Source organism: Novosphingobium sp. CECT 9465 (assembly GCF_920987055.1).
Taxonomy (GTDB): domain Bacteria; phylum Pseudomonadota; class Alphaproteobacteria; order Sphingomonadales; family Sphingomonadaceae; genus Novosphingobium.
Genome location: NZ_CAKLBX010000003.1, coordinates 103,065 through 127,533, shown reverse-complemented (window position 1 = coordinate 127,533; position 24,469 = coordinate 103,065). Strand labels below are relative to the sequence as shown.

Genomic DNA, 24,469 nt, shown 5'->3' with positions numbered 1-24,469 from the left:
GTACCTTCCACGCTATGCCCTCTTGAGGTCTGGATTATGCTTCGTCACCATCTGCTCGAGGGCGAGCTTGGCGAGCTGCGGCGCGTCGCCGGCCACTTCCTCGATCCGGCGGCGGATGGCCTGAAGGCGGGTTTCGTCGATCTGAGGGGTTTCTTCGGTCTCGGCCATGGCTGGCCTCCTTTCGTAAGTTTGGTTGACGATCGGATCGTCAGTCCGGAATGGCGTCGATGTTCGTCGGCTCGACGCGCGGCTGCGCGTTCATTTCGTGGCGGTAGCGGGCGGAACGTTCATAAGCGGCGATGCGCACCCGCATGATCGAGCCGAGCGGCTGATGATCGCGGATGCCGTGCCAGGGGTTGAAGGACAGCACGTCATCGCCATAGACCCGCCGCGCTGGCGAATAGGCGTCCTGAGGGGGAATGCGCAGCGTGGCGATCGGCTGGTGCGGCGAGAGATCTTCCGGCCAGAGCACCGCCGCATCCTCGACCGGCATCCTTTCGAGATCGGTACAGAGCTGGGCGCGCAGTTGATACTCCGCGCTCTGATCGCGGAAATGCTCGACCACCAGATCGCGCATGGTGGCGTCCTCCACCGCGCCGACATCCTTGCCGGCGAGTGCCCGGACATTGTCGGAGAGCGGTGCGGCGCTGATCTTGGCGATGTAGTCGCCGAAGCGGATCGCCGCCATCGAGTGATAGGTCTCGCCAAGCAGATGGTCATTGTCGCGCGCGAGACCGCGCAGCGTGGCGCCGGGCTCGACGCCGACCGCTTCGACCGCGGCTTCCACTCCCCGCGCCACCCCGGCCATGGCGCGCTGGAGAACGGCCGGGTTCTGGGCATTCTTTTCCAGAAGGCCGATGAGCTGGCGATATTTACCGATCGTGCCGAAGCTCAGGGTCGGGATATTGACCAGCAGGAAATCCTGGTTGCGGCCCTGGTCTTCGGGGAGAAGCCGCTCCCCCGCCACGCCAATGACCTTGATCGCCATACCGCGCGGAGCCGGTATCGTATCGGAGTGAATATCTCCGGGCGCTGATGAGAGGCGGATCACCACGGAATAGGTGGCGGGACGAGCGAAAAGCCCCTGGCGCAGATGCTCCGGCAGTTCCGGGATGACCAACTCACCCTTCAGGAACCCGTGGCTCTTGGCATGGGCGTCGCGCACCGCATGGCGGTGGCGTTCGAAGGCCTTACGGTTGGTGCTCGCCATGATCTCGAGGATTTCGGCGGTCAGCCGCTCCTCGTCTTCGCCGAGAACCTCCACGTCCGGGGAATAGCCAATGTAGGTTTCAGCCAAGGGCACTCCTTCGCGTTTTAATTTCGATACTGCGGACGATTTCGGGTCGAAATCGCCGTTGATTTCGGATATCAGTTGATATCTGGTTTTTACTGCGAACGCGGAACCGCCGAAAAGGTTTCGCACGTCTCGCCCGTTGGTTGGAGAACGAACCCATGCCGCTTACGCGCAAGGACACGCAGCGCCAGACGCAGGACCGGCTGATCGCCGCCGCACATACCTCGATCATCGAGGAGGGGGTCGCCGCCATGTCGATCCGCAACATCTGCAGCGCGGCCGGCCATTCGCAGGGTGCCTTCTACTCGAACTTCGCCAGCAAGGACGATCTGCTGGTCGAGATCCTGCAGAGCCATATCCAGGATGAGGTCACACTGCTTCGCGACCTGGTCGCGCACTGCTCCGGCGATGATATCGAGGCAACGCTCCAGGTGCTGGCCGCCCGGCTCGCGAAGCTGGCCGGTGAAGCGCAATGGTCGCTCCTCTCGATCGAATTGCAGCTTCACGCGCGGCGCGATCCGGCTTTCGCCGAGCGGCACCGGGAGGGCAAGGCGGCCTGCTATCGGATGTTCGGTGAACTCGTTGCCGATCTAACGCAACGCTTCGCACTGCGTCCGGCCTTGCCGCCGATGCAGACGGGCATCGGTCTATACGCGCTCTGGATGGGACTGGCGGTCCAGGGCGATGTCGAAGGCGCCATGCCGCGCGACGAGATGCTCGTCGGCTTCTTCCGCGCCATGGCTGGACTGGGTTCGTCGCATGAGGAGCAGGCGTATTCGTGAGCGGGATCGTGTCAGATCGTCGACGCATCGGCTGCGATGAGCACGGACACCCGCTCGTCGGCGAGGTGGATGAGCATCGGCGCTTCCATATCCGCTTCCGCGCCCAGGACGCCGACATCGACGAACTCGGCCATGTCAACAATGCTGTCTGGATGACCTGGATCCAGGATGCGTCGGTGGCGCACTGGCTGACGGCCGCGCGTCCGCAAGATCGCGACCGGTTCGTCGCGGTCGTGCTGCGCCATGAGGTCGACTATCGCGGCAATGTCCGGGCGGGAGACGCGGTCAGCGCGATCAGCTGGGTCGTCGGAGTGCCGCGCGGTGCGCGCTATGCACGATGCGTCGAATTCCATGATGAAGACGGGCGGACGCTCGTCGCCTCGCTGACCCAGTGGGCCCTTGTCGATCGGGAAACCGGCAAGCTGGCCCGCGTCCCGGTGGAGGTGGCGGCTCCGTTTCTTGGTGACGATACCGCGCAGAAGGAGATTGAATGAGCGATATCAGGAAAGTGGCGGTTCTCGGCACGGGCGTCCTCGGGAGCCAGATAGCCTTCCAGACCGCCTATAGCGGCTTCGACGTTACCGCCTACGACACCAGCGAGGAGGCGCTTGAACAGGCAAGGCAGCGTTTTGCCATGCTCGTCGAGACCTATGGCAAGGAGGTGGCCGGTGCGGCCGACGGCAAGGCCGCCGAGTCCCTGCAGCGCATCACCCTGTCCGCCGATCTCGGTTCGGCCGTCGCGGACGCGGACCTCGTGATCGAAGCGGTTCCGGAGCTTCTCTCGATCAAGCAGGCGCTCTACGAGAAGCTCGCGGGGCTTGCGCCGGAAAGGGCGATCTTCGCTACCAATAGCTCGACCCTGTTGCCGAGCGACCTCAAGGCCTTCACCGGCCGCCCGGACCGGTTTCTGGCGTTGCACTTCGCCAACAGCATCTGGAAGTTCAACACCGCCGAGGTGATGGGCACCGACGACACCGATCCGGCCGTGTTCGATGCCCTGATCGCCTTCGCCTCGGCCATCGGCATGGTGCCGATCCCGGTGCGCAAGGAAAAGGCAGGCTATGTCCTCAATTCCCTGCTGGTGCCGTTCCTGAACGCGGCGGCCGATCTCGCCGCCGGCGGCTATGCCGAGCCGGAAGATGTCGACAAGGTCTGGCGGATCGCCACCGGCGCGCCGATGGGGCCGTTCCAGATCTACGACATCATCGGCTTGAACACCCCCTACAACATTCTGTCGCATGGCGATGAGCACGCCCAGTCGCTCGCGGCATGGCTGAAGGAAAACTACATCGACAAGGGCAGGCTCGGCATCGCCTCGGGCGAAGGCTTCTACAGCTACAAACCCTCCGCAGACTGATCCCAACAAGAAGAACAGGAGTTCGCCATGCACTATAGCAGTGGAAACTATGAAGCCTTCGTGCGTCCCCGCAAGCCCGAGGGGGCCGACAAGAAGACGGCCTGGTTCGTCGGCTCGGGGCTGGCGGGGCTCGCCGGCGCCGCCTTCCTGATCCGCGACGGCGGCGTTTCGGGCGATCGCATCACCATATTGGAAGAGCTGGGAATCCCCGGCGGCGCGCTCGATGGTCTTGATGTGCCGGAGAAGGGCTTCGTCATTCGCGGCGGCCGCGAGATGGAGGAGCATTTCGAGTGCCTGTGGGACCTCTATCGCTCGATCCCCTCGCTGGAGATCGAGGATGCCAGCGTCCTCGACGAATTCTACCGGCTCAACAAGGACGACCCCAACTTTTCGCTCCAGCGTACGACGCAGAACCAGGGCCAGGACGTGCCCGACAAGGCGCTGCTGACGTTGAACGACAAGGCCCAGAAGGACCTGCTCTCCGTTTTCCTGGCGACACGCGAGGAGATGGAGAACAAGCGCATCAACGAGGTCTTCGGCGAAGATTTCCTGGAGAGCAATTTCTGGCTCTATTGGCGCACCATGTTCGCCTTCGAGGAATGGCATTCGGCGCTGGAAATGAAGCTCTACCTGCACCGCTTCATCCATCATATCGGCAGTCTCGCCGACTTCTCCTCGCTCAAGTTCAATCGCTACAATCAGTATGAATCCATGGTCCTGCCGCTGGTGAAGTGGCTGACCGATCACGGCGTCACGTTCCGCTACGGCGTCGAGGTCACCGACGTCGATTTCGACATCCAGCCCGGCCGCAAGCAAGCGACCCGCATTCACTGGAAAGAGCGCGGCGTCGAAGGCGGCGTCGATCTCGCGCCAGACGATCTCGTCTTCATAACCATCGGCTCATTGACCGAGAATTCCGACAATGGCGATCACAAGACGCCGGCGAAGCTCAACGAAGGACCGGCGCCGGCCTGGGACCTGTGGCGGCGGATCGCGGCGAAGGATCCGGCCTTCGGCCGCCCGGACGTATTCGGGGCCCATATCCCGGAAACGAAATGGGCCTCGGCATCGATTACCGCCCTCGATGCCCGTATTCCGGCCTATGTCGAGAAGATCACCAAGCGCAACCCCTTCACCGGCAAGATCGTCTCGGCGGGTATCGTCACGGTGAAGGACTCGGCGTGGCTGCTGAGCTGGACGGTTCATCGCCAGCCGCATTTCAAGAAGCAGCCCAAGGACCAGATGATCGCCTGGTTCTACGCGCTCTTTGTCGACAAGCCCGGCGACTATGTGAAGAAGCCAATGCAGGAATGCACCGGCGAGGAAATCACCCAGGAGTGGCTCTACCATCTCGGTGTACCGGTCGAGGACATTCCGGAGCTCGCAGCCTCCGGCGCCAGCACCGTGCCCACGATGATGCCCTATATCACCGCCTTCTTCATGCCGCGCCAGGCGGGTGACCGGCCGGACGTGGTGCCGGAGGGCGCGGTCAATTTCGCCTTCATCGGACAGTTCGCGGAATCGAAACAGCGGGACTGCATCTTCACCACGGAATATTCGGTGAGGACCCCGATGGAGGCCGTCTACACCCTGATGAATGTCGAGCGCGGCGTGCCGGAAGTCTTCAACTCGACCTACGATATCCGTACGCTGCTGGCAGCGATCGGTCCGCTGCGGGACGGCAAGGGCATCGACCTTCCCGGACCAGCCTTCCTGCGCAAGCTGCTGATGAAGAAGCTCGAAGGCACCGAGATCGCCAAGCTGCTCGAAGAGTTCCATCTGATCGAGGAGTGAACAGAGACCGGAAGGCACGCGCGGCGTGTGAAAGGTGATGAATGGCCGACGACGATCAGAAGAGCGAACCCGCCGCCGAGGTGACTGGGGCGCACGGCCATCATCACCATCATGAGCCGGACGGCGTAACGCCGTCCGGTCACGTCGACCATGATCCGGTCTGCGGCATGGTGGTCGATCCCGCCAGGACCGCTCACAAGGCTGAGTATGAAGGCGAGCGCTACGTCTTCTGCTCGGCCGGCTGTCCGTCGTCAGAACATTCGGCACAACTCGCGGCGTAGATTAGCGGAGTGCGGACCTCGTCAGGGGGTTGATGTTAGGCGGCGAACTTGCGGTGCTGCAAGCGCCGATGTTCGATGGTCTGTCGCTTGATCCTTTCGCGCAGTTTGATGATTGCCGGAGCCCTGCCGAAGTAGGCGTCGGCAGGCGTCACGTTGGCCAAGCTCTCGTGGTATCGCTGGTGATTGTAGTGCTCGACGAAGGCCTCGATGTGGGCTTCGAGGTCGCCGGGCAGGAAGTAGTTTTCCAGCAAGATGCGGTTTTTCAGGGTCTGGTGCCAGCGCTCGACCTTGCCCTGGGTTTGGGGATGACACGGGGCGCCGCGGACATGGCTCATCTTCCGGGCCTCGATGTATTCCGCCAGCTCACCCGCGATGTAGCTGGGACCATTATCGCTGAGTAGCCGGGGTTTGTGCAGCACCGTGGCGCTGTCGCAACCAGAAGCCGCCAGGGCGAGGTCCAGCGTGTCGGTGACGTCCTCGGCTCGCATGTTGGTGCACAGCTTCCAGGCGATGATGTAGCGCGAGAAGTCGTCGAGCACGGTCGACAGATACATCCAGCCCCACCCGATGATCTTGAGTGGAGTAGGAAGCGCATAAGCGCTTCCCCTCCCCGAACCGTACGTGCACCTTTCAGCGCATACGGCTCTCTATTCAACCTTGGTCCAAGGCCATGGCGACATCACGATAGCGGGAGGTGACGGTGTTTCGGAGCTCGTCCCGATAGATGTAGGGATTTCGCTCCGGATTCCGCCACCGGAACTGCATCTTCTGGCTTGTGACCAGTCGTCGCAGCGCCTTGCCGACGGCATTGCCCTGATTGCTTCGACCGTAGACCAGCCACGTCTTCGATTGGCCGGTTTCCGGCATGCGGTACCATTTACGCATCAAAGGCTTGATACGGGACCGGTACTTCTGCGCCAACCAGTGCGCCATTTTCCAGAACACGACGGTGTCGATGCGCCGGAATGTGCGCGCCGTGAAGTCGGTGAACCTGTAGAACGCAGCCCATCCCGCCAGCTGGCGGTTCAGACCGTCGATCATGTCCACCGCGGCAACCTCATGATTGCCGGAGAGAGCCTCGACCAATCGGCGAGCGAAGGTCTTGGCCTTCTCCTTGGGTATCGTTGAGACCACGGACATGCGTCCGCTCGATCCCCGCCTGCGGATAATCCGGTGCCCGAGGAACACGAACCCGTCGTCGACGTGGGTGATATGGCTCTTGTCCATATTCAACGTCAGCTTCAGGTCGTCTTCCAGAAAGGCCCGGCATTCCTCGCGGATGGCCTCGGCATGTGCCTTGGTGCCCTTGACGATGACAACGAAGTCATCGGCGTAACGGCAGTAGGCGACAGCAGGTTTCCATTGCCGGTTCTCGCGAACCGTGATGGGGCGCCCCTGCTGGATGCCGAAGTTCCATGCCCAGCGATCCTTTCGCGCCTTGTCGCTCAGGTATTTCGCCTCCAGCCACGCATCAAACTCATGGAGCATGATGTTGGACAGGAGCGGCGACAGCACGCCGCCTTGCGGTACACCTTCGCTTGAGGCGACGAACAGGCCACGGTCGACGTGGCCCGCCTTCAGGAATCGCCAGAGCAGATCAACAAACCGATCATCCCGGATTCGCCGCCGAACGCAGCGAAGCAGAAGCCGGTGGTGGACCGTATCGAAGTAGCTCGCCAGATCACCTTCGATGATCCAGCGGCCCCGCGCTCCGGCACCACTATCCTGCAACTGTATCTTCACGGTCCGGACAGCGTGATGCACGCTGCGTTCCGGCCTGAAGCCGTAGGAGAGGCGATGGAAGTCGCTTTCCCAGATCGGCTCCATGGCCATCAGCATCGCGCGCTGGACGATGCGGTCTTTCAGGGTCGGGATACCAAGTGGTCGTTTCTTGCCATTGGCTTTCGGGATATAGATTCGCCTGACCGGCTGCGGGTGATAACTCCCCGTCAGCAAGTCCGTTCGCAGACTGGCCAGCTGTTCTGCCAGTACGGCCTGCATCCGTCGCTTGTCCATTCCGTCGATGCCCGGCGTATTGGCGCCACTCGACGCCAGCACGATCCGAGCCGCCTCGGCAAGCCACGCCCGATCGGCAATGAGCCGGAGAAGGCGATCGAACTTGCGGTTCTGGTCGCTCTCGGCCCACGTCGCGAGCTTGTGCTGCATTTCGCTGATTATCAAAGGTCTTCACCTCGTTTGGTCAGGTAGTTTGCACTTCAAGCTGATTGAACTGTCCCCCTTCGCCATGTGACAGGCTTTCCCTGTCGCGGACTACTACGGGGACTCCGCCAGCACGGTGGACATCGGGGCCAACTCCCTTGGCATTCCATCATGCCTTCCCTCGTTCATATGCTGGACTTTCGCGCGCTGGGGAGGCTGCCGGTCGCAGTCCTTGTCCTTGCGTCCCGCAAGTCGATGCCGATGCCATGGCCTGGCTGCATTCTCTCCATGGCTCCATGCGGACGGGCTACATTTCCGGCCACATTCGGATGTCGCCGACATACGTCTCCGGCGCCATCATCAGCATTCCGCCTGTTAAGCCGTGTAGGCGAAGGCGACATTTCAGCCCTCGGATGCGGATTAACCGGTTCGTGTTCCTCAACCTTCCAGCGCTACAGCCTCGGGGACCATCTCGGCGTAACGGCTTCGCCTCAATCCCCTTTACCTGCGGGCTACGTCACCCTGCCAGTTGACGGCAGGTCACCGCCGCTTGGGCTCATGCCCCCTCACAGCAGAGGGCAAGGCATTCGTTCAGTTCCTCCTTTCTCCTTTGCATTCCAGTCATATGCACCCCGGACCATCCGGGACGAGGCGCACAGTAGGTGAAGTCGGTCTGCCACATCTCGTTCGGCCGCGTGGTTTTCGTGTGGAACTGATCGGCAGCCTTGATCACGACATAGGCCGGGCTGGTGATCAGGTCGTGGGCCTTCAACAGGCGGTAAACCGTGGATTCCGACACGAAGTAGCGCTGCCCATCGGTGAAGCGCACGGCCAGTTCCCGGGGGCTCAGCTCAGACTGTTCCAGCGCCAGCTCGATGATCTGGTCGTGGATGCCCGCCGGGATGCGGTCCACACCCGGCTCGGCGCCGATGGCCGATCTTCCAACGCCTCCGGCCCGCCTTCGAGGTAGCGATCATACCAGCGGTAGAATGTCCGACGAGGGATGCCGAGTTGGTCCAGCGTGCGCTTGGCCGACAGGTGCGACTGCTCGACGGTTCTGATGATCTCGAGCTTCTCGGATGCGGGATATCTCATTCGTCGTTGCCCCCATCCGCGACCATGCTTGTTTTGAGCAGACGGTTTTCCAGTGTCAGATCGGCCACGCATTCCTTCAGGGCCCGGGCTTCGCGGCGCAGGTCCTGGACCTCTCCGGTGGTCGCGGCACGGGCGGTGTCGCCGGCCAGGCGGCGCTTGCCAGCTTCCATGAACTCCTTCGACCAGGTGTAATACAGGCTCTGGGCAATGCCTTCCTTGCGGCATAGCTCGGCGATGCTGTCTTCCCCGCGCAGGCCATCCAGCACGATGCGGATCTTGTCCTCGGCCGAAAAGTGGCGCCGGGTCTGTCGGCGGATGTCCTTCACTACCCGCTCTGCTGGGGCCTTGGCGGGCGATTTTACATTGGAGGATCTGGGCTTCATCTTCGTTCCTTCGTCACTACGACGAAGCCCAGATCCTCCTTAAATCACAACCTCAAATCTGTGCCATTGGTGCTGACGGCGGACACTGCCTGACCCGTGTCGCCCAAGTTCCCGGGTCTTGTAATGGCAGGTTCAACTGAAATCAGCCGCGCGCAATTGGACGTTGAATGGCTGGCTTTGGTCGGCTGCCGACTTAACGTGCGTGTCAGCTATCCTCGCAACCCGGCTCCGATCCGGACTGTCTCCTACCGGCCAATGTACGACAAACAGGTGTTTTCCGACGCCCTCAGGCCTTAGCGTATATCTGTGCCCGTTTTATGTGACGCCCCCATCCCGGTCAGGATCAGCAGGGCAACGATGATCGTTCCTACCAGGGAGAAGCCCGTCAAGGCCTCCTCGGCGAGCGAGACCCGCTCCATATCACCGGTCGCTGCTTTAGGCATAACCAGCGCGAGGAAGGCTGCAAGCGCGCCGACCCAGGCGCCGGCGGCGAGCAGATGGACGAGATCGGCGACCAGTTGCAGCCAGCCCGGATAGCCTTCGCCAGCCGCGCCATGTCCGCTCCAGGCGAGGGTCGCGAGCGCGAGCGCGCCTGCGAGAGTAGAGGCGATGAAGGCGGGACGTGATTGCCGTCGATACAAGAGGACGCAGAATAGGAGGACAAGGAGCGCGACAAGGCGCGCCTTCAACGCCGCCCCCATGGCCGTCTCATTGATGAGATCACCCAGCAGGGCGAAATCAGGCTGTGTGAGCGGCAGTCCGGACATGGCCGCAGCCTGCACCGCAAAGCCCAACGCAGATAGCAGCAGCCCGAAGCAGGCAAGACAGGCCACCATCGCCCCCATCGGCAGATGCCGCTGCACCGTCCGGCCGCCACCTGGGGCATAGAGCGCGAACAGCGGCAGGCCGAACAAGAGGCCGAGATCGGCGTACAGCGCCCAGCGGATCGCGATGCCTGCTACCTCACTCATTGCCCTATCGCACGATGAAGGCGAGATTGCCCTGGATGCGGTGCGTGTCCATCGAGACGACATGCCAGGTGACCTGATAGGTACCAGCGCCAAGCGGCTTGGCCAGTGTCAGCGCCAACGTCTTGTTACCGCCCTCGACCGCGGTCTTGAAGCCGGTCACCGCCATGCGATGGTTTGGCATGCCGGGCATACCGGTCATCACGATCTCGGCACCAGATAGTCTGGCCATCAGGCCTTCACTGAACGTCAGAGTGATACGCGACGGTGCCGAGACTCTGGCGTTGGCGGCGGGCGTTGAAGACACGAGCTTGGGATGTGCATAGGCCGGAGCCGAAACGCTCAGGCTGACGGCGGCGACAGCTGCGAAAGGCGAAAGGAAGCGCATTCGGGAATTCTCCAGTCATTGACATGAGAGAATACGCAGCTGCAGCCTGCACCCCTCTCAAATTTCTTTTCTGTTCCGAGCCAAGGGGTCGTGGGCCAGAATGCGTATTGTGAAGAGAAGACGGAGAAACACCATGGACCACCTTGACGAAATGCTCGCGAAATTGCGCGATGCCCCAATTGACCCCAGGCTTGCCGGCCTGGACAGCCGCGTCCTGACGGAAATCGCTAGGGTCCAGGCCATGCCGCGCTTGGGCGCAACGACGTTTGGTCTAGCCGCCGCAGTCGCGCTTTTCATCGGCATCGCGGGCTCCGCGGTTCCAATCGGGTCGGCGGACGCGAGCCCGATATCGCCCTTCGGTGCGCAGTTGGCGCTCGCGCCCTCGACGCTGCTGGGCTCGCAATGATGCGGGACCGCCGCCGGCTCCTGCTCCTCCTACTGTTGACCTTTACCGCGGCGATCGCCGGGGTGGTGATCGGGCGGATCTATGTGGTCTCGGCACCGCCCGTGGAAAACGAACTGCACGAGCTGCTCCATCGGGATCTCAAACTGGATACGGCTCAGCACGCCCGGCTGGAGTTCATCGAGAAGAATTATGCCATTCGGCGTCAGGCACTTGAAGCCGAGCTGCGCGCCGACAATGCTCGCCTAGCAGAGGCGATTGAGGCGGAACATGGCTATGGCCCTAAAGTCGCGGCGGCAGTGGACCGCTCGCACCAAGCCATGGGCGCGCTGCAGAAGGAAACGCTCGAGCACATCTTTGCAATGCGTGCCGTACTTCGCCCCGATCAGACGCAGAAGTTCGACGACGCCGTAGTGAAAGCGCTGACGGCAAAGTCCGAATGACCATAATTCTCCCCGACTGCTCGGACGGGGAGCTTGCCGTTCTTGCACTCGTCGGCCGGCAGGCCGCTTTCGCCGAACTTGTGCGGCGACACCAAGGCTGGGTATTTCGGCTCGTGCGCAGCCATATAGGTGACGGAGAGGAGGCGCTGGACGTCACGCAGGCAAGCTTTGTCGCCGCTTTCGCCGCGCTCAACCGCTATGACGCAACCCGGCCATTCCAGGTCTGGATGTCCCGTATCGTCATCAACAAATGCCATGACTGGCGGCGTCGGCGCGCAGTGCGAAGCTTTTTCTCTCTGGCCCTTCCGCTAGGCGAGGCTCAGGATATCGCCGATGAGGCGCCGCTGCCAGACCAGAGGATCGGGGCCGAACAGCAGCTGGCACAGGCCATGAAGGCCATCGCCAGCTTGCCCGCATCCCTTAAGGAACCGCTTATCCTGCGAACGATTGACGAGAAGTCGGAAGCCGAAACCGCCGAGATTCTCGGCATCAGTCAGAAGGCGGTCGAGACCCGCCTCTACCGCGCCCGGGCGCGCCTGTCGGAAATATTGAAGAAAGTTTGAGGGGGACGAGGGCGCGCTGCGTATTTCCCATAGATCGGCCCTCTTTCTTCAAGCTGAGACAAACCGAATGAAATCCGCTCTCGATCGCCGCCAGTTCCTACGCGGCGCGGCCCTCGCCGGCGGCGGCGCCGCCATGTCGGCCTGGCTGCCGGCATGGGCGCAGACCATCTCGCCTGGAATGCGGGCGACACTGCCGACCGTTTCGGGAGAAGACATCACCCTCACCATCGCACGGCAATCCATGACCATCGACGGGCGGCAGTTCCGGGCGATCGGCCTCAACGGTACGGTCCCCGCCCCTCTGATCCGGCTCCGCGAGGGCCAGCGCGTGCGGCTCAACGTCGTCAATCAGCTCGAGGAAGACAGCTCAATCCACTGGCACGGGCTGTTGGTTCCGGCGAAACACGACGGCGTGCCGGGCGTCTCCTTCCCCGGCATCAAGCCCGGCAGCAGCTATCTGTATGATTTTCCGGTGATGCAGAACGGTACCTACTGGTATCACAGCCATTCGGGCCTGCAGGAGCAAGAAGGCCATTACGGGCCGATCATCATCGACCCGGCGGGCACCGATCCGGTCGCCTATGACCGCGAACATGTCATCGTATTGGCCGATCACAGCGCGCTGTCACCGCAGGCGATCTTCCGTCGCCTCAAGGTCAATCCCGGCCATTTCAACTTCCAGCGCCAGACGCTGGCCGGACTTCTGTCTGGCAAGGACCAGCCGCTCAAGGATCGGCTCGACTGGGGCCAGATGCGCATGGACCCGACCGACATCTCCGATGTGACCGGATCGACCTACACCTATCTCGTCAACGGCCACGGTCCCATGGACAACTGGACTGCGCTCTTCACCCCGGGCGAGCGGGTGCGGCTGCGCGTCATCAATGCCTCGGCGATGACCACCTTCAATGTCCGCATTCCCGGCCTGCCCCTGAGCATCGTTCAGGCCGACGGGCAGAATGTGATGCCGGTCAGCGTCGACGAATTCCAGATCGGCGTCGCCGAGACCTACGATGTCATCGTAACGCCTAGCGAAGATAAGGCCTACACGCTCGTCGGCGAGGCAATCGATCGTTCCGGCATGGCGCGCGCAGCTGAGCGATCCGGAGGTCATCCAGCTCTGCGACTCAATCAAACGGTCGCAACGTCAAGAAATCGACGAAATGAAGGCCATTCTCGCGCGCCGCTGAGCGTAAAGCGCGGGCTTCGCCTGCCCTTGTGCGCTCGGCCAATGATGTGAGTTGGACCGATGGTCGACACCGGGCGCACGGCGGAAGATATGGAGAGGGAAGTGGCGCGGCTCGCGCCGCTTTTCCTCCGACAGGCTGGCGGGCATGTCCTAACTCTGCTGAATGCCGGCGGGATAGTGTTGAGCTACAACGAAGAGGGCGAGCGTGCCGAATGTTGGCCGCTCGACCGTGTTCTGGCACAGCCGCACCACCTGTTCTACCCGCCAGACGAGATAACGGCAGGACGGCCCCGCGCCGACTTGGACGCCGCTCTGCGCGAAGGCACTCTGGAGCGTGAAGCCTGGCGAGTCTGCGAGAACGGCTCGGAATACCTTGCGCGATTGACCATCACTGCGCTGTTCGAAGACGACGCCCATCGAGGCTTTGCCTGCATCAGCCGGGATGTCACCGACGAGGCGGCGGTCCGGGCTTCAAACGAAACGCGCGAGCAGCATCTGCAATCGATCCTGGCGACCGTACCTGATGCAATGATAATAATCGACGAGGCCGGCGTCATCACCTCGTTCAGCGCTGCTGCCCAGCGCATGTTCGGCTATTCGGAAGCCGAGCTCGTCGGGCAAAATGTCTCCTGTCTTATGCCTCAGCCCGACCGCGACCGGCACGACGAATACATCGCGCATTATCTGCAGACGGGCGAGCGCCGGATCATCGGTCTGGGCCGCGTCGTTGTGGGTCAGCGCCGCGACGGCTCGACCTTCCCGATGCAGTTGTCGGTCGGCGAGGCCGGTGAAGAGGGCCAGCGGCTTTTCACAGGGTTCATCCGGGATCTCACCGCCAAGGAGCAGGATGAGCTCAGGCTCAAGGAACTGCAAGCGGAGTTGGTTCATGTCTCGCGGTTGAGCGCGATGGGTACGATGGCCTCCACGCTTGCTCATGAACTCAATCAGCCGCTCGCCGCAGTGGCGCTCTATCTCGAAACCATTCGGGACATGCTCGCTGTCCAGGATGATGAGCCATTCGTCTCTCTTCGGTCCGTAATGGACGATGCCGCTCAGGAGACGCTGCGCGCTGGCCACATCGTCCGGCGCCTCCGCGACTTCGTCGCACGCGGTGAGGTCGACAAGAGTTTGCACGACCTGCCGCAAGTCATCACCGAGGCAAGCCAACTGGCACTGGTCGGCGCGCGCGAGCGGGGCATCCGTAGCTTCTTCGCAATCGACCCCGCAGCCACGCCGGTCCTCATCGACAGGGTGCAGATCCAGCAGGTGCTCGTAAACCTGATGCGCAACGCCGTTGAGGCCATGGCAGAATCATCGATCCGCGACCTCAAAGTCGCGACGAGTTTGCGTGCCGACGGCCTTGTCGAGGTTACGGTGGAGGATACCGGCCCCGGGATCGCGGAAGAAATTCGCGAACAACTGTTCATGGCGTTCACATCGACGAAGGCCGACGGCATGGGCCTTGGCCTCTCGATCTGCCGGACGATCATCGAAGCACATGGCGGCCGCATCTGGATGGAGCGCTCCGACCGAGGCGGCACGTGCTTTCACTTCACGCTGATCCACGCGCGGGCGGAGGAGGAACATGGGGGATAGACGCATCATTCATCTGGTCGACGACGAGGAGAGCATCCGCAAGGCGGCAAGCTTCGCGCTCAAAACCGCGGGCTATGATGTCATCGCCTACACCTCCGGAGTGGAATTTCTCAGGACAGCGAAGTCCGCTGAAGTAGGCTGCGTTATCTTGGATGTGCGGATGCCTGAAATGGACGGTCTCCAAGTCCAGACCACTATGGCTGCGCGTGGGATCAACATGCCGGTCATCGTCCTGACCGGCCACGGCGATGTGTCGGTAGCTGTGCAGGCTATGAAAGGCGGCGCGATTGACTTTCTCGAAAAGCCCTTCGAGAAGGCTGCCCTGCTCGAGGCCGTGAGGCGCGCTTTCGCTCGTCTCGACGATGTCGACCTTCGCGCGCTGGAATCGTCGGAAGCCGAGGTGCGGGTTGCTGCCTTGACCCCCCGCGAGCAGGAAGTGCTGGAAGGATTGGCGAACGGCTTGCCCAACAAGACGATCGCCTATGATCTGGGTTGCTCATCCCGGACGGTCGAGGTTCACCGCGCCAGCCTCATGGCCAAGCTCGAGGTCCGCAATCTCTCTGAGGCGTTGAGGATCGCCTTTGCTGCCGGGTTCGGTCGCAAGACGTGATAACTGCGCCCTCTACGTAGCGACGAGGATGCCGCATCGTGCGAGCCATTGCCGTGATGCAACAGGTCCTCATGTCGCGCGAGATGTCTTCGTTTTCTGACACACAAGGTGATGGGCGCTACACCATCCTCGTCTCCGACGACGACCCGGGTGTTCGGCGTGCCCTTCAGCTTCTCCTTAGATCCCGTGGCTACTGCGTCTGTAGCTATACAAGTGGTAGCGCGCTTTTGGCCGATTCGCGTGCCAAGCGAGCCAATTGCCTGATTGTTGATTATCGCATGCCGGACATTGATGGCTTTTCGATCCTGCGCCAACTCCGATCGCTGGGCTGGTCCGGATGCTCCATCATGATTTCGGGCTTCCATGACGAGGTTCTCGCCCGCCGCGCTGCCGACGCGGGCTTTGATCACATGATCACTAAACCACTAAGGAGCCGTCTACTCCTCGAGGCAATCGGCCGTCACAGACGCCTCTCGTCGAATGAGTAAATGGACCGCGTCCGACCGCCAACGCTAAAGAGGCCAGGTGGGGACACGAGCACGTCGTTTTTCCAGAGGAAACCAACCCAGCTGCGCCCAAGGGCCTTGCCCGCGGCTGGGCTCATTTGTCACAGCAACACATCTTGGATAGTGGTGGACGGTACGATTCATATCGATTTACGCGCTCCCCTTATCCGCCTGACGAATTAGCACCTGAAGAGGGCCGTTTCCAAGCTAGTGGCAGGACCACAAGCAGCAGGAGCGACAGGCCGGCAATGCTCCAGAGGACGAGAGGCTGAGCGCCGGGTGCGGCGAAAGCGAGCGCCACGGGCGCCAGTGCCTGCCCGATGCTGGCAGCCGAATGCTGGAGGCCAAGCCTCACCCCTGAGGCCGCCGCAGAACCGCTGATCCAGAAGCTTGTGACCAATCGCAGGCTCGCCGAGCTCCAACCGGCGACCAGGATGAACACGCTCATATCGGCTATGCTTGATGCGAGTGGAAAGGCAACGAGCGCCGCTGCCAGCAAACCGAGCGTCAATCCGGCAAGACGCCCGGGAACCTTCACTAACCAATCGAGCCTTGCATGAAAGATCTGCGCCGCCAGCATGCCGAATCCGCAAAGACTGAGCATCCAGGCGATCTGCTCGCGGCTCAGCGAGACCGCACTGCGCGTCATCAGGAGATTGACGTGCATAGCGGCAAGCCCGGCCCCCGCAGCGATCGTGATGAGTAATAGGACTCCCGTGGCGCAGACTGTCGGCGGCGGCGGATCTCCTGAGTCGAGGCAGTGCGCACAGCGGCCTGGCAGGCTTAAAAGGCAAAGCGACCCCGCGACGGTGCCGATGCTGGCAGCAACGATCATGAGCGGCGCGCCGGGCATGATCGCAACGGAGGCTTCCGCCAAAAGCGGTCCGCCGAGGTCTCCCAAAAATACAGACCCCGTCAACCAGGTGAAACGCCGCGCCTGCTCCCCACGGCTGACCGCGGCGAAACTCGCACTGAGCAGCGCAAGCGGTATGATGGCGGCGGCCGCCATCCCCGCGACCGCGCGCAAAACGTAGAGAGTCGGCAGAGCTACGAGGCCAACTGGTGCAGTCACCATCGCGAGGATAATGAGCGCTGTGCGCAACATGACGCGGTAGTCGACCCGGTCGGCAATCCAGCCCCAAAGCGGTGCCGCCACCAGTGCTGCCAGCGGGTGGACGGCGGTCAAGCTCGCGACATGAAAATCATGCGCTGAGGAAAGCCCGCCGGGATTTGGGTCGACCAGGGTCGGAAGGAAAGCGAGAATGGCCGTCTGCCCTGCCGAGGCCGACACCGCCGCGAGCAGCAACACAATGAAGGAGGATTGACCACGCTTGCCATCGTGTGATTCGCCTTGGGGAACAAGCGGGTCAGCGGTTCGTCGGAGAGCCGGTATCACCACCAAGCGCGCAAGCCGATCACCAGCCGGTGTTCGGATGACCCCTCGCCCCGCAGGCGTCGGAAGCCCGCCGTGCCATCGAACGCACGCTCCCAGACGAAGCCGATATAGGGCGCGAACTTGCGCGACACCTCGTAGCGCAACCGTCCGCTCAGCTCGACATTGCTGAAGCCGCTGCCAAGCTGCCGATCTCTCGACCGCTTCGAATAGATATTGGTCTCTACCTGCGGTGTGAGGATCAACCGATTGGTGAACAGGACCTCATAGGAGGCCTTGGCGCGCGCCGCGAGACGCCCATCGGTTCCTACATAGCCGGTGAGCTGGACGTCGAACCAATAAGGCGCCAGTCCCTCGACGCCGGCGGCCAGCCATGTCGTCGCGCCCTTGCCGAGATCCTGCCTGACCCCGAGCAGCGTGCCCCAGAACGGGTTCTTGCTGTGCCACCACAGCGCCTCGACGCTGCTCTCCGGATCGAGACGTTGGTCGCGGGAGTTCTTGAGGCCCTGGCTGCGCAGCCAGAGCTTGTCATTGTCCTGACCCTTGGTGACGAGCACGGTCCAACCCACGCCCTGACCCTCGTTGCCGCTGGCGAATTCGAGCTCATCGACAAGTATCTTGGGGATCGAGAGCTTGTCGGCCATCTCATAGCCCGGCAGCGTCGAGTTGCGATAGCCGTCGGCATAATCGTCCGAGTTGCGCGCGTCCGGCGGGGCCTTGCCACCCTGCATCGAGCCCATGTCCATCGTGGCGCCGTTACCGGACGCCTTCGTGTCGGTCATATCCATGCCCGGCATGTCCATGCCCGCATGGTCCTGAGAGCCTTGCGCGGAAGGGGTGTGCTGAGCGGGAGTGGCCGTTTGGGCAGGGGTGGCGGCGGGCGACGGGGGCGAGGCATCCTGCGCGAGGGCGGGAGCCGTGATCGCCGGCGCCAGGAAGAGGGCAGCGCCAAGAGCGATGCCGCGCGAGGGGAAAATCCGGATCATGCGACCACCACCTCCCGGAACATGCCGGCCGCCATGTGATAGAGCAGATGGCAGTGGAAGGCCCATCGGCCCATGGCGTCGGCGGTGACGCGGAAGCTCACCCGCTGGGCGGGCTGGACCACGACCGTATGCTTGCGGACCTGGAAGGCGCCGTCCGGGCCTTCGACATCGCTCCACATGCCGTGCAGATGCATCGGATGCGCCATCATCGTGTCGTTGACGAAGGTGACGCGCAGCCGCTCGTTTGGCTTGAAATGAAGCGGCCTGGAATCGTTGAGCTTGATGCCGTCGAGCGACCAGATGAACCGTTCCATATTGCCCGTCAGATGCAGCTCGATGTCGCGCTCGGGCTCGCGCGGGTCGGGATCGCCGCCCGGCGTGCGCAGATCGGCCAGCGTCAGCACGCGCCAGCCGCGCCCGCGCAGCCCGGCGCCGGGATCGTCGAGATTGGTGCGCGGATAGTCGACGCGCATGTCGGTATTGGCGCCATATTCGGTGCGGGCGTGCCGTGCCCTGGCCGGCATCTCGGTCATGCCGTGCCCGGCATGCGCGTCGCCTCCCATTGCGCCCATCGTCGCCATCGCGCCCATCATGTCGACCGGCTCGAGCCAGGTCCGGGCATCGAGCGGCGGCACGGCTGCCGCCATGCCCGGGGCCGGTGCGATCGTGCCACGCGCATAGCCGCTCCGATCGATCGCCTGCGCGAAGATGGTGCGGGCGCCGCCCTCGGGCATGGTGAACTCGACGTCGTAGGTCTCGCCCGGGCCGATCCGGAATTCCTCGACCGTGACCGGCTCGACCGGCTGCCCGTCGGTCGATACGACCGTCAGCTCGACCCCGGGGATCCGCACGTCGAAGAACGTCGCCGTCCCCGCGCCGACGAAGCGCAGGCGCACGCGCTCGCCGGGCGCGGCGATACCGGTCCAGTTGCCGGCGGGCGGCGCGCCGTTCATCAGATAGGTGTAGGTCGCGGCAGAGACATCGCTGTAGTCGGTCGGGTTCATCCGCGAGCTGTTCCACATCCGCCGCCGCTCGAGCGCCTTGCCCAAGCCCATGGTGCCGACATCCTTGAGGAAATCGCCGGCGGTCGGCTGCGCAAAATTATAGTAGCTGCTCTGCTTCTTGAGATTGAGGAAGATCTGCAACGGCGGCTCGTCCGACCAGTCGCTGAGCACGATGCAATAGTCGCGATCGGGCGCCCGCGCCGTCGGCACCTGTTTTGGCTCCACGATGATCGCTCCATAGAGTCCCGTCTGCTCGGCGAGCGTGTGAGCGTGATACCAGTAGGTTCCGCTCTGGCGGACCTCGAAGCGATAGGTGAAGGTCTCGCCCGGCGCGATGCCGGCAAAGCTGATGCCGGGCACGCCGTCCATCTCCGCCGGCACGATGATGCCGTGCCAATGGATGCTCGACATCTCCTTGAGGCCGTTGCGTACGCGCAGCGTGACCGTGTCGCCTTCGCGCAGGCGCAGGACCGGCGCGGGCACGCTGCCGTTCACGGCGGTCGCGATACGGCGTTTGCCGGTGAAGTTGACCGGCAGCTCGGCGATCTCGAGGTCGAACTCGGTCCCGCTCAGCTCAGCGGGCAAGGTTGGTGCGGATCGCGCGAGAAGCGCCGGGGCGAAACCGGCGACCGCGCCGCCGATCGCCAGCCCCTGGACGAAACGGCGCCGCGCGATCGGCCGGATATGTAAGGGAGACATGAACTGTACTTTCGCGAAGTCGGCTTCAGGCGAGGTCGAGGACGATCCGGCCCTCGATGTCGCCATGATGCATGCGGGAGAAGACGTCGTTGATGTTCTCGAGCCTGTCCGCATGGACCGTGGCCTTGACCTTGCCCTCGCCGGCGAACGCCAGTGCCTCGAGCAGATCGAGCCGCGTGCCAACGATCGAGCCGCGCACGGTAATGCCGTTCAGCACGGTGTCGAAGATCGACAACGGGAAGTCGCCCGGCGGCAGGCCGTTGAGCGCGACCGTGCCGCCGCGCCGGACCATGCCGAGCGCCTGCTGGAACGCCTTGGGCGAAACGGCGGTCACCAGCGCCCCGTGCGCGCCGCCAATGGCTTTCTTGAGCGCTGCCGAAGGGTCCTCGTTGCGCGCGTTGACCGTCAGTGTGGCGCCAAGGCGTGTAGCGAGGTCGAGCTTGCTATCGTCGATGTCGACCGCGGCCACATTGAGACCCATGGCTCGGGCATATTGCACCGCCATGTGGCCGAGCCCGCCAATGCCGGAGACGACCACCCACTCACCGGGTCGGGCCTCGGTGGCCTTCAATCCCTTGTAGACGGTGACGCCCGCGCAGAGGATCGGCGCAATGTCGAGGAAGTCGACATTGTCGGGAAGGTGACCAACATAGTTGGGATCGGCGAGGACATATTCGGCAAAGCTGCCATTGACCGAATAGCCGGTGTTCTGCTGTTCGTGGCAAAGCGTCTCCCAGCCACCCAGGCAATGCACGCAGTGCCCGCAGGCGGTGTAGAGCCAGGGCACACCGACCCGGTCGCCTTCCTTCACATGGGTGACGCCTGCACCGACGGCGGCGACATGCCCGACGCCTTCATGGCCAGGAATGAAGGGCGGGTTGGGCTTGACCGGCCAGTCTCCTTCTGCCGCGTGCAGGTCGGTATGGCACACGCCGGTTGCCGCAATCTTGACCAGGATCTGCCCGGGGCCGACCGCCGGGATCGGCGCCTCCTCGATGACCAGGGGCTTGCCGAATTCGCGGACGACCGCCGCCTTCATGGTTTTCGCCATGTCCGTTTCTCCTTTGAGCGAGGGGTCAGAACAGGCCGAGCGCGTGCTCGTCATAGGAGACGAGCAGGTTCTTGGTCTGCTGATAATGGTCGAGCATCATCCGGTGATTTTCACGCCCGAAGCCCGACGCCTTGTATCCGCCGAAGGCGGCATGGGCGGGGTACTGATGATAGCAGTTGGTCCAGACCCGCCCGGCCTCGATCGCGCGGCCGAGCCGGTAGGCGGTGTTGCCGCTCCGGGTCCAGACGCCCGCGCCAAGGCCGTAGGCGGTGTCGTTGGCAAGTGCGATCGCCTCCTCGACCGTCTTGAAGGTGGTGACCGACAGGACGGGACCGAAGATCTCCTCCTGGAAGATGCGCATGTGGTTCTGACCCACGAACACCGTCGGCTGCACGAAATAGCCCTGGTCGAGCGCACCGCCCGGCAGCGCCCTGGCGCCACCGACCAGACACTGCGCGCCCTCGGCCTTGCCGATATCGATATAGCCCAGGATCTTGTGGAGCTGGTCCTCCGACGCCTGCGCGCCGACCTGGACCGAGGGGTCGAGCGGATCGCCCTGGCGGATCGCGGCGACGCGCGCCACGGCGCGCTCGATGAAGCGGTCGAAGATCGACTCATGGATCAGCGCACGCGACGGGCAGGTGCAGACCTCGCCCTTGTTGAACGCGAACAAAGTAAAGCCTTCGAGCGCCTTGTCGAAGAAGGCATCGTCGTCGTCGAGCACGTCCGCCATGAAGATGTTCGGCGACTTGCCGCCAAGCTCCATAGTCTGGGGGATCAGATGGTCGGCGGCCGCATGCATGATCTGCTTGCCGGTGACGGTCTCGCCGGTGAACGAGACCTTGGCGATGCGCGGATTGGCGGCGATCGCCTGGCCGACGGTCCGTCCCGGGCCGGTAACGACATTGAGCACGCCGGGCGGCAGGATGTCGGCGGTGAGCTCGGCGAACATCAGCAAGGTGAGCGGCGTCTGGGATGCGGGTTTGATGACGGTGCAGTTGCCCGCCGCCAGCGCCGGGGCGATCTTCCACGCCGCCATCAGCAGCGGGAAGTTCCACGGGATGATCTGGCCGACGACGCCGAGCGGCTCGCGGAAATGATAGGCGATGGTGTCCGCATCGATCGTCGAGATGCCGCCTTCCTCCGCCCGGATGCAGCCGGCGAAGTAGCGGAAATGGTCGATCGCGAGCGGCACGTCGGCAGCGCGCGTCTCGCGGATCGGCTTGCCATTGTCGATCGTCTCGGCAAGTGCCAGCAACTCCAGATTGTCTTCGAGCCGGTCGGCGACGCGATTGAGAATCCTGGCGCGTTCGGCGGGCGCGATCCTTGCCCATTGATCCTTGGCGGCGTGCGCCGCATCGAGCGCGCGCTCGACATCTTCCGGCGTCGACAGCGCGAACTCGGCGATCTGGGCGCCATTGATCGGGCTCGTGTCCGCGAAATACTCGCCGCTCGCAGGAGCGCTCCATCGACCACCGATGAAATTATCATAGCGGTGTCGGAAGGAGGCCGCCGCGTTAATGGTCCCGATCGCCTTCTCGAACATAACCTGACTCCATCTCTATCGATGGCCTGACGGAGTAATCTCTTTGCCCGGGCGGCCTATAAGTAAGTTCCGCAGAAGTTAGTCTGGCATCGGTGTCGCGGGCTTTGAGGGTCAGACACGCCAACGGAGCCGATGACTATTCATCGACTCCCGAACCTATTCGCGCACGCCTGATCGGAATTATGCCGAGACACGCTTACTCGGCCGATTCTTGTTTAGGTGAGGGCGGCGCTTGGCATTCCAATTCTGGCATTACGCCCGGATGCGCTTTAGGCTCACCCAATCGCCTTTCTGAAGCGTCCCGTCCCTCACGCGGAAATGAGCGTAATGGTCGTCGAAAATCTGGTCGACTTCGACATGACCGACAAGGCGGCGGTGGCGCGGCGTTGCGTGATAGACTTCGAGTATCTGCCCGATGTGCGCGCCATCGGCCTTGCCCAGGCAGGCCACTGTGCCGCCCGCATCCGTACGGACGATCTTGCCGCGCATGAACAAGCTATGGCCGATACCCTGTGCGAGGAGCGGCGTGCTGCCAAAGAGCAGAAAGCCAACAGCAGCACCGACGCCAAGATGCTTTCGCATCACTGTTTCCTCTCTCACGTTAGTTGCTCGGTCCCGGCTTTGAAAGCTGGGAGCACGGGGCGACGCTGGGCATCGTCAAAGAACTGGCCCGCCGCGGGGCGGCGGCGGGCCCTCAGCCCCGGGGGGTGTTTTATCGGGGCTGGAAACTTCACATGTCGCTCATCGGCTTGTCGGCCATGGGCTTGGCGGTCTTCTTCTTCGCGGCCGGCTTGGCCTTCTTCATCGGCATCTTGCAGCAGCCACTCTTCGCCTTACCGGCCATGCCCGAGCCGTTCGATGCAGGCGACCCGCCGGACATGCCGGCCATCCCCGACATGCCCTGTTGATCCTGCTGGGCCGGTTGCCCCGGCTGCTTCTGCGCGCCGGCCTGATGATCCTTCATCATCTGATCGTGCATCTGCTGCCCGCCATGATCCATGCCCTGCTGGTGGGCATGGGCCGGCGCAGTCTGCGCGGGCGCGGGCGTCGACTGGGCGAGAGCGGTGCCGGCGGCGAAGGTTAGCGTCGCGAAGAGGCTGATGGTCGCCGCGCGAAATATCGTCTGTCGCATTGAGGGTCTCCGAGTGTTCGTCCTGTTGCCCGATCGACGTTCCGATCCCGGCAATTCCGAAGCTTCAATGCTGCTAGCGAGACGCAGTCTGTATACGTAACTTACGAATCCGCTTTTGATCGCGACAAGCATGCGCGGGATCGTGCGGGGTGGACCATGGTCCAAGGTCAAGCGAATTCATGATCCCGCTTGATGGCGGCCGGCAGCGAAGTGCAAAAACCAATTGGCCCGCCGTGGGAGAACGGCGGGCCAAAGCTGCGGTTGAACCAGGCCACGGTCGTTGGCCACCCAGCCTCGTGGTCGGAGCTGGCTTAATTGCAGGGTCAGCAACCACCCCGCGACCTATGCAACATGCGGGAGGCTCCGTCCTGGGTCCCCATCTCCCGCATAGCGATCCGATGGTCCTGCATCATCTCACCGTGCATCCGCACTTCGCGGTGTCGCATGCCTTGCATCTGGGCCGTGTCGGACCGAGCCGGCGCCGGCTTCGCCTTGAGCGTCTGTTCAAGGTCGGGCATGCCCGGCGGCATCCCATCGGCGAGAACTGGCCCGGCGCCGACGGCAAGGACGCCAAAGGCTGCGAGCGAAGCGATAATCGCTGCTTTCTTGCGCAAATATGATTCCTTCAAGTCTGAGTTTCAGTGCGACCGGACACATGCCCGGTCGATTCTCGCTCCCCAGGGAGCTTGCCGTTGAGATGGTATCGGCCTGGAGGTGGCAGTATACGTAATTTGCGAAGCTGGCGGTCAGCCTGCAATGTCCGCTTTAGTTCGGCTACTAGCAAAAGCTGGGCGCGGATGACCGAAGACGGCGGCCATCAAAGCCTCCGCCTAGCCCGAGCACTGG

General features: G+C 63.0%; 25 protein-coding genes and 4 pseudogenes. 14 read left to right on the top strand and 15 right to left on the bottom strand.

Annotated elements, in window-relative coordinates:
* Nucleotides 1–12: 12 nt before the first annotated feature.
* Nucleotides 13–168 (bottom strand): hypothetical protein, encoded by a 156-nt coding sequence (locus LUA85_RS19820; protein WP_231472120.1) that lies wholly within the window; start codon nt 166–168, stop codon nt 13–15.
* A gap of 40 nt (nt 169–208) precedes the next feature.
* Nucleotides 209–1,423, bottom strand: coding sequence for a catalase family protein (locus tag LUA85_RS19815; protein ID WP_231472119.1), 1,215 nt, complete (start codon nt 1,421–1,423; stop codon nt 209–211).
* A gap of 29 nt (nt 1,424–1,452) precedes the next feature.
* Here LUA85_RS19815 and LUA85_RS19810 point away from each other — a divergent pair, with 29 nt between their 5' ends.
* Nucleotides 1,453–2,076 carry a TetR/AcrR family transcriptional regulator gene (locus tag LUA85_RS19810; protein ID WP_231472118.1) on the top strand — a complete coding sequence of 208 codons (624 nt, stop codon included), beginning with the start codon at nt 1,453–1,455 and terminating at the stop codon, nt 2,074–2,076.
* An 11-nt stretch (nt 2,077–2,087) separates the two neighbouring features.
* Here the strand turns inward: LUA85_RS19810 and LUA85_RS21650 are convergent, their stop codons facing one another.
* On the bottom strand, nt 2,088–2,210 hold the full coding sequence (locus LUA85_RS21650; RefSeq protein ID WP_007407181.1) for a hypothetical protein: 123 nt from the start codon (nt 2,208–2,210) through the stop codon (nt 2,088–2,090).
* On the opposite strand from LUA85_RS21650, the gene LUA85_RS19805 reads away from it, so the two are divergent.
* The 4 genes from LUA85_RS19805 to LUA85_RS19790 are packed head-to-tail and all read left to right on the top strand — an operon-like array spanning nt 2,166 to nt 5,508.
* Entirely contained in the window at nt 2,166–2,570 is a 405-nt protein-coding gene (locus LUA85_RS19805; protein ID WP_231472224.1) for a thioesterase family protein, read from the top strand. The genes LUA85_RS21650 and LUA85_RS19805 overlap by 45 nt on opposite strands.
* Nucleotides 2,567–3,433 carry a 3-hydroxyacyl-CoA dehydrogenase gene (locus LUA85_RS19800; protein WP_007407172.1) on the top strand — a complete coding sequence of 289 codons (867 nt, stop codon included), beginning with the start codon at nt 2,567–2,569 and terminating at the stop codon, nt 3,431–3,433. Before LUA85_RS19805 ends, LUA85_RS19800 begins: the two co-directional genes overlap by 4 nt.
* A gap of 27 nt (nt 3,434–3,460) precedes the next feature.
* The gene (locus tag LUA85_RS19795) at nt 3,461–5,227 is read left to right on the top strand and encodes an oleate hydratase (protein WP_231472117.1); all 1,767 of its coding nucleotides are present in this window, start codon (nt 3,461–3,463) and stop codon (nt 5,225–5,227) included.
* 41 nt (nt 5,228–5,268) lie between these two features.
* Entirely contained in the window at nt 5,269–5,508 is a 240-nt protein-coding gene (locus LUA85_RS19790; protein ID WP_231472116.1) for a YHS domain-containing protein, read from the top strand.
* A gap of 35 nt (nt 5,509–5,543) precedes the next feature.
* On the opposite strand, the pseudogene LUA85_RS19785 reads toward LUA85_RS19790, so the two are convergent.
* The 5 genes and pseudogenes from LUA85_RS19785 to copC all read right to left on the bottom strand — a co-directional run.
* Nucleotides 5,544–6,092 (bottom strand): annotated as a pseudogene (locus LUA85_RS19785) (transposase); the annotation flags it as partial.
* 67 nt (nt 6,093–6,159) lie between these two features.
* Entirely contained in the window at nt 6,160–7,689 is a 1,530-nt protein-coding gene (ltrA, locus tag LUA85_RS19780) for a group II intron reverse transcriptase/maturase (RefSeq protein ID WP_008828485.1), read from the bottom strand.
* Between the two features lie 637 nt (nt 7,690–8,326).
* Nucleotides 8,327–9,146: pseudogene (locus tag LUA85_RS19775) on the bottom strand (transposase); the annotation flags it as partial.
* Between the two features lie 293 nt (nt 9,147–9,439).
* The gene (locus LUA85_RS19770; protein ID WP_223308210.1) at nt 9,440–10,117 is read right to left on the bottom strand and encodes a copper resistance protein CopD; all 678 of its coding nucleotides are present in this window, start codon (nt 10,115–10,117) and stop codon (nt 9,440–9,442) included.
* A gap of 4 nt (nt 10,118–10,121) precedes the next feature.
* Nucleotides 10,122–10,502, bottom strand: a complete 381-nt coding sequence (gene copC / locus LUA85_RS19765; RefSeq protein WP_037486754.1) for a copper homeostasis periplasmic binding protein CopC — start codon at nt 10,500–10,502, stop codon at nt 10,122–10,124.
* A gap of 133 nt (nt 10,503–10,635) precedes the next feature.
* Between copC and LUA85_RS19760 the strand changes: the two genes are divergently transcribed.
* The 8 genes and pseudogenes from LUA85_RS19760 to LUA85_RS19730 all read left to right on the top strand — a co-directional run bounded on the left by LUA85_RS19760 (nt 10,636) and on the right by LUA85_RS19730 (nt 15,794).
* Nucleotides 10,636–10,908 carry a hypothetical protein gene (locus LUA85_RS19760; RefSeq protein ID WP_231472115.1) on the top strand — a complete coding sequence of 91 codons (273 nt, stop codon included), beginning with the start codon at nt 10,636–10,638 and terminating at the stop codon, nt 10,906–10,908.
* Nucleotides 10,908–11,348, top strand: a complete 441-nt coding sequence (locus tag LUA85_RS19755) for a periplasmic heavy metal sensor (protein WP_037486783.1) — start codon at nt 10,908–10,910, stop codon at nt 11,346–11,348. The genes LUA85_RS19760 and LUA85_RS19755 overlap by 1 nt, the downstream gene beginning before the upstream one ends.
* On the top strand, nt 11,345–11,911 hold the full coding sequence (locus tag LUA85_RS19750; RefSeq protein WP_231472114.1) for an RNA polymerase sigma factor: 567 nt from the start codon (nt 11,345–11,347) through the stop codon (nt 11,909–11,911). The genes LUA85_RS19755 and LUA85_RS19750 overlap by 4 nt, the downstream gene beginning before the upstream one ends.
* A gap of 67 nt (nt 11,912–11,978) precedes the next feature.
* Nucleotides 11,979–13,019, top strand: a pseudogene (locus tag LUA85_RS19745) (copper resistance system multicopper oxidase); the annotation flags it as partial.
* Nucleotides 13,000–13,101 (top strand): annotated as a pseudogene (locus LUA85_RS21770) (DUF305 domain-containing protein); the annotation flags it as partial. The pseudogenes LUA85_RS19745 and LUA85_RS21770, both read left to right, overlap by 20 nt.
* A gap of 59 nt (nt 13,102–13,160) precedes the next feature.
* On the top strand, nt 13,161–14,696 hold the full coding sequence (locus LUA85_RS19740; RefSeq protein ID WP_168845732.1) for a PAS domain S-box protein: 1,536 nt from the start codon (nt 13,161–13,163) through the stop codon (nt 14,694–14,696).
* Entirely contained in the window at nt 14,686–15,306 is a 621-nt protein-coding gene (locus LUA85_RS19735; RefSeq protein ID WP_037486757.1) for a response regulator transcription factor, read from the top strand. The genes LUA85_RS19740 and LUA85_RS19735 overlap by 11 nt, the downstream gene beginning before the upstream one ends.
* A gap of 83 nt (nt 15,307–15,389) precedes the next feature.
* Nucleotides 15,390–15,794, top strand: a complete 405-nt coding sequence (locus LUA85_RS19730; RefSeq protein ID WP_037486787.1) for a response regulator — start codon at nt 15,390–15,392, stop codon at nt 15,792–15,794.
* A gap of 181 nt (nt 15,795–15,975) precedes the next feature.
* On the opposite strand, the gene LUA85_RS19725 is transcribed toward LUA85_RS19730, so the two are convergent.
* The 7 genes from LUA85_RS19725 to LUA85_RS19695 form a co-directional block, all read right to left on the bottom strand.
* Nucleotides 15,976–17,121, bottom strand: coding sequence for an MFS transporter (locus LUA85_RS19725; protein ID WP_231472113.1), 1,146 nt, complete (start codon nt 17,119–17,121; stop codon nt 15,976–15,978).
* An 83-nt stretch (nt 17,122–17,204) separates the two neighbouring features.
* Complete coding sequence (locus tag LUA85_RS19720) at nt 17,205–18,191, bottom strand: copper resistance protein B (protein WP_170172290.1); 987 nt, start codon at nt 18,189–18,191, stop codon at nt 17,205–17,207.
* Nucleotides 18,188–19,894, bottom strand: a complete 1,707-nt coding sequence (locus tag LUA85_RS19715; protein ID WP_015449263.1) for a copper resistance system multicopper oxidase — start codon at nt 19,892–19,894, stop codon at nt 18,188–18,190. The genes LUA85_RS19720 and LUA85_RS19715 overlap by 4 nt, the downstream gene beginning before the upstream one ends.
* A gap of 25 nt (nt 19,895–19,919) precedes the next feature.
* A complete protein-coding gene (gene adhP / locus LUA85_RS19710; RefSeq protein WP_037569599.1) occupies nt 19,920–20,945 on the bottom strand; it encodes an alcohol dehydrogenase AdhP in 1,026 nt (341 codons plus the stop codon).
* A gap of 25 nt (nt 20,946–20,970) precedes the next feature.
* Nucleotides 20,971–22,491, bottom strand: coding sequence for an aldehyde dehydrogenase family protein (locus tag LUA85_RS19705; RefSeq protein WP_093067919.1), 1,521 nt, complete (start codon nt 22,489–22,491; stop codon nt 20,971–20,973).
* A gap of 252 nt (nt 22,492–22,743) precedes the next feature.
* Complete coding sequence (locus LUA85_RS19700) at nt 22,744–23,073, bottom strand: hypothetical protein (RefSeq protein ID WP_062788787.1); 330 nt, start codon at nt 23,071–23,073, stop codon at nt 22,744–22,746.
* A 148-nt stretch (nt 23,074–23,221) separates the two neighbouring features.
* Nucleotides 23,222–23,623: a hypothetical protein gene (locus tag LUA85_RS19695; protein ID WP_047169239.1), complete on the bottom strand. Its 402-nt coding sequence runs from the start codon at nt 23,621–23,623 to the stop codon at nt 23,222–23,224.
* 398 nt (nt 23,624–24,021) lie between these two features.
* Between LUA85_RS19695 and LUA85_RS19690 the strand changes: the two genes are divergently transcribed.
* Nucleotides 24,022–24,243: a hypothetical protein gene (locus LUA85_RS19690; RefSeq protein WP_170172292.1), complete on the top strand. Its 222-nt coding sequence runs from the start codon at nt 24,022–24,024 to the stop codon at nt 24,241–24,243.
* The last annotated feature ends 226 nt before the right edge of the window (nt 24,244–24,469 follow it).

What these genes read in the sequence shown, in the direction of transcription:
- LUA85_RS19820 (WP_231472120.1), bottom strand. Translation starts at nt 168, where the DNA reads ATGGCCGAGACCGAAGAAACCCCTCAGATCGACGAAACCCGCCTTCAG.
- LUA85_RS19810 (WP_231472118.1), top strand. Translation starts at nt 1,453, where the DNA reads ATGCCGCTTACGCGCAAGGACACGCAGCGCCAGACGCAGGACCGGCTG.
- LUA85_RS21650 (WP_007407181.1), bottom strand. Translation starts at nt 2,210, where the DNA reads ATGGCCGAGTTCGTCGATGTCGGCGTCCTGGGCGCGGAAGCGGATATG.
- LUA85_RS19800 (WP_007407172.1), top strand. Translation starts at nt 2,567, where the DNA reads ATGAGCGATATCAGGAAAGTGGCGGTTCTCGGCACGGGCGTCCTCGGG.
- LUA85_RS19795 (WP_231472117.1), top strand. Translation starts at nt 3,461, where the DNA reads ATGCACTATAGCAGTGGAAACTATGAAGCCTTCGTGCGTCCCCGCAAG.
- LUA85_RS19790 (WP_231472116.1), top strand. Translation starts at nt 5,269, where the DNA reads ATGGCCGACGACGATCAGAAGAGCGAACCCGCCGCCGAGGTGACTGGG.
- LUA85_RS19770 (WP_223308210.1), bottom strand. Translation starts at nt 10,117, where the DNA reads ATGAGTGAGGTAGCAGGCATCGCGATCCGCTGGGCGCTGTACGCCGAT.
- copC (WP_037486754.1), bottom strand. Translation starts at nt 10,502, where the DNA reads ATGCGCTTCCTTTCGCCTTTCGCAGCTGTCGCCGCCGTCAGCCTGAGC.
- LUA85_RS19760 (WP_231472115.1), top strand. Translation starts at nt 10,636, where the DNA reads ATGGACCACCTTGACGAAATGCTCGCGAAATTGCGCGATGCCCCAATT.
- LUA85_RS19755 (WP_037486783.1), top strand. Translation starts at nt 10,908, where the DNA reads ATGCGGGACCGCCGCCGGCTCCTGCTCCTCCTACTGTTGACCTTTACC.
- LUA85_RS19750 (WP_231472114.1), top strand. Translation starts at nt 11,345, where the DNA reads ATGACCATAATTCTCCCCGACTGCTCGGACGGGGAGCTTGCCGTTCTT.
- LUA85_RS19740 (WP_168845732.1), top strand. Translation starts at nt 13,161, where the DNA reads ATGGTCGACACCGGGCGCACGGCGGAAGATATGGAGAGGGAAGTGGCG.
- LUA85_RS19735 (WP_037486757.1), top strand. Translation starts at nt 14,686, where the DNA reads ATGGGGGATAGACGCATCATTCATCTGGTCGACGACGAGGAGAGCATC.
- LUA85_RS19730 (WP_037486787.1), top strand. Translation starts at nt 15,390, where the DNA reads ATGTCTTCGTTTTCTGACACACAAGGTGATGGGCGCTACACCATCCTC.
- LUA85_RS19720 (WP_170172290.1), bottom strand. Translation starts at nt 18,191, where the DNA reads ATGATCCGGATTTTCCCCTCGCGCGGCATCGCTCTTGGCGCTGCCCTC.
- LUA85_RS19715 (WP_015449263.1), bottom strand. Translation starts at nt 19,894, where the DNA reads ATGTCTCCCTTACATATCCGGCCGATCGCGCGGCGCCGTTTCGTCCAG.
- adhP (WP_037569599.1), bottom strand. Translation starts at nt 20,945, where the DNA reads ATGGCGAAAACCATGAAGGCGGCGGTCGTCCGCGAATTCGGCAAGCCC.
- LUA85_RS19705 (WP_093067919.1), bottom strand. Translation starts at nt 22,491, where the DNA reads ATGTTCGAGAAGGCGATCGGGACCATTAACGCGGCGGCCTCCTTCCGA.
- LUA85_RS19700 (WP_062788787.1), bottom strand. Translation starts at nt 23,073, where the DNA reads ATGCGAAAGCATCTTGGCGTCGGTGCTGCTGTTGGCTTTCTGCTCTTT.
- LUA85_RS19695 (WP_047169239.1), bottom strand. Translation starts at nt 23,623, where the DNA reads ATGCGACAGACGATATTTCGCGCGGCGACCATCAGCCTCTTCGCGACG.
- LUA85_RS19690 (WP_170172292.1), top strand. Translation starts at nt 24,022, where the DNA reads ATGGTCCTGCATCATCTCACCGTGCATCCGCACTTCGCGGTGTCGCAT.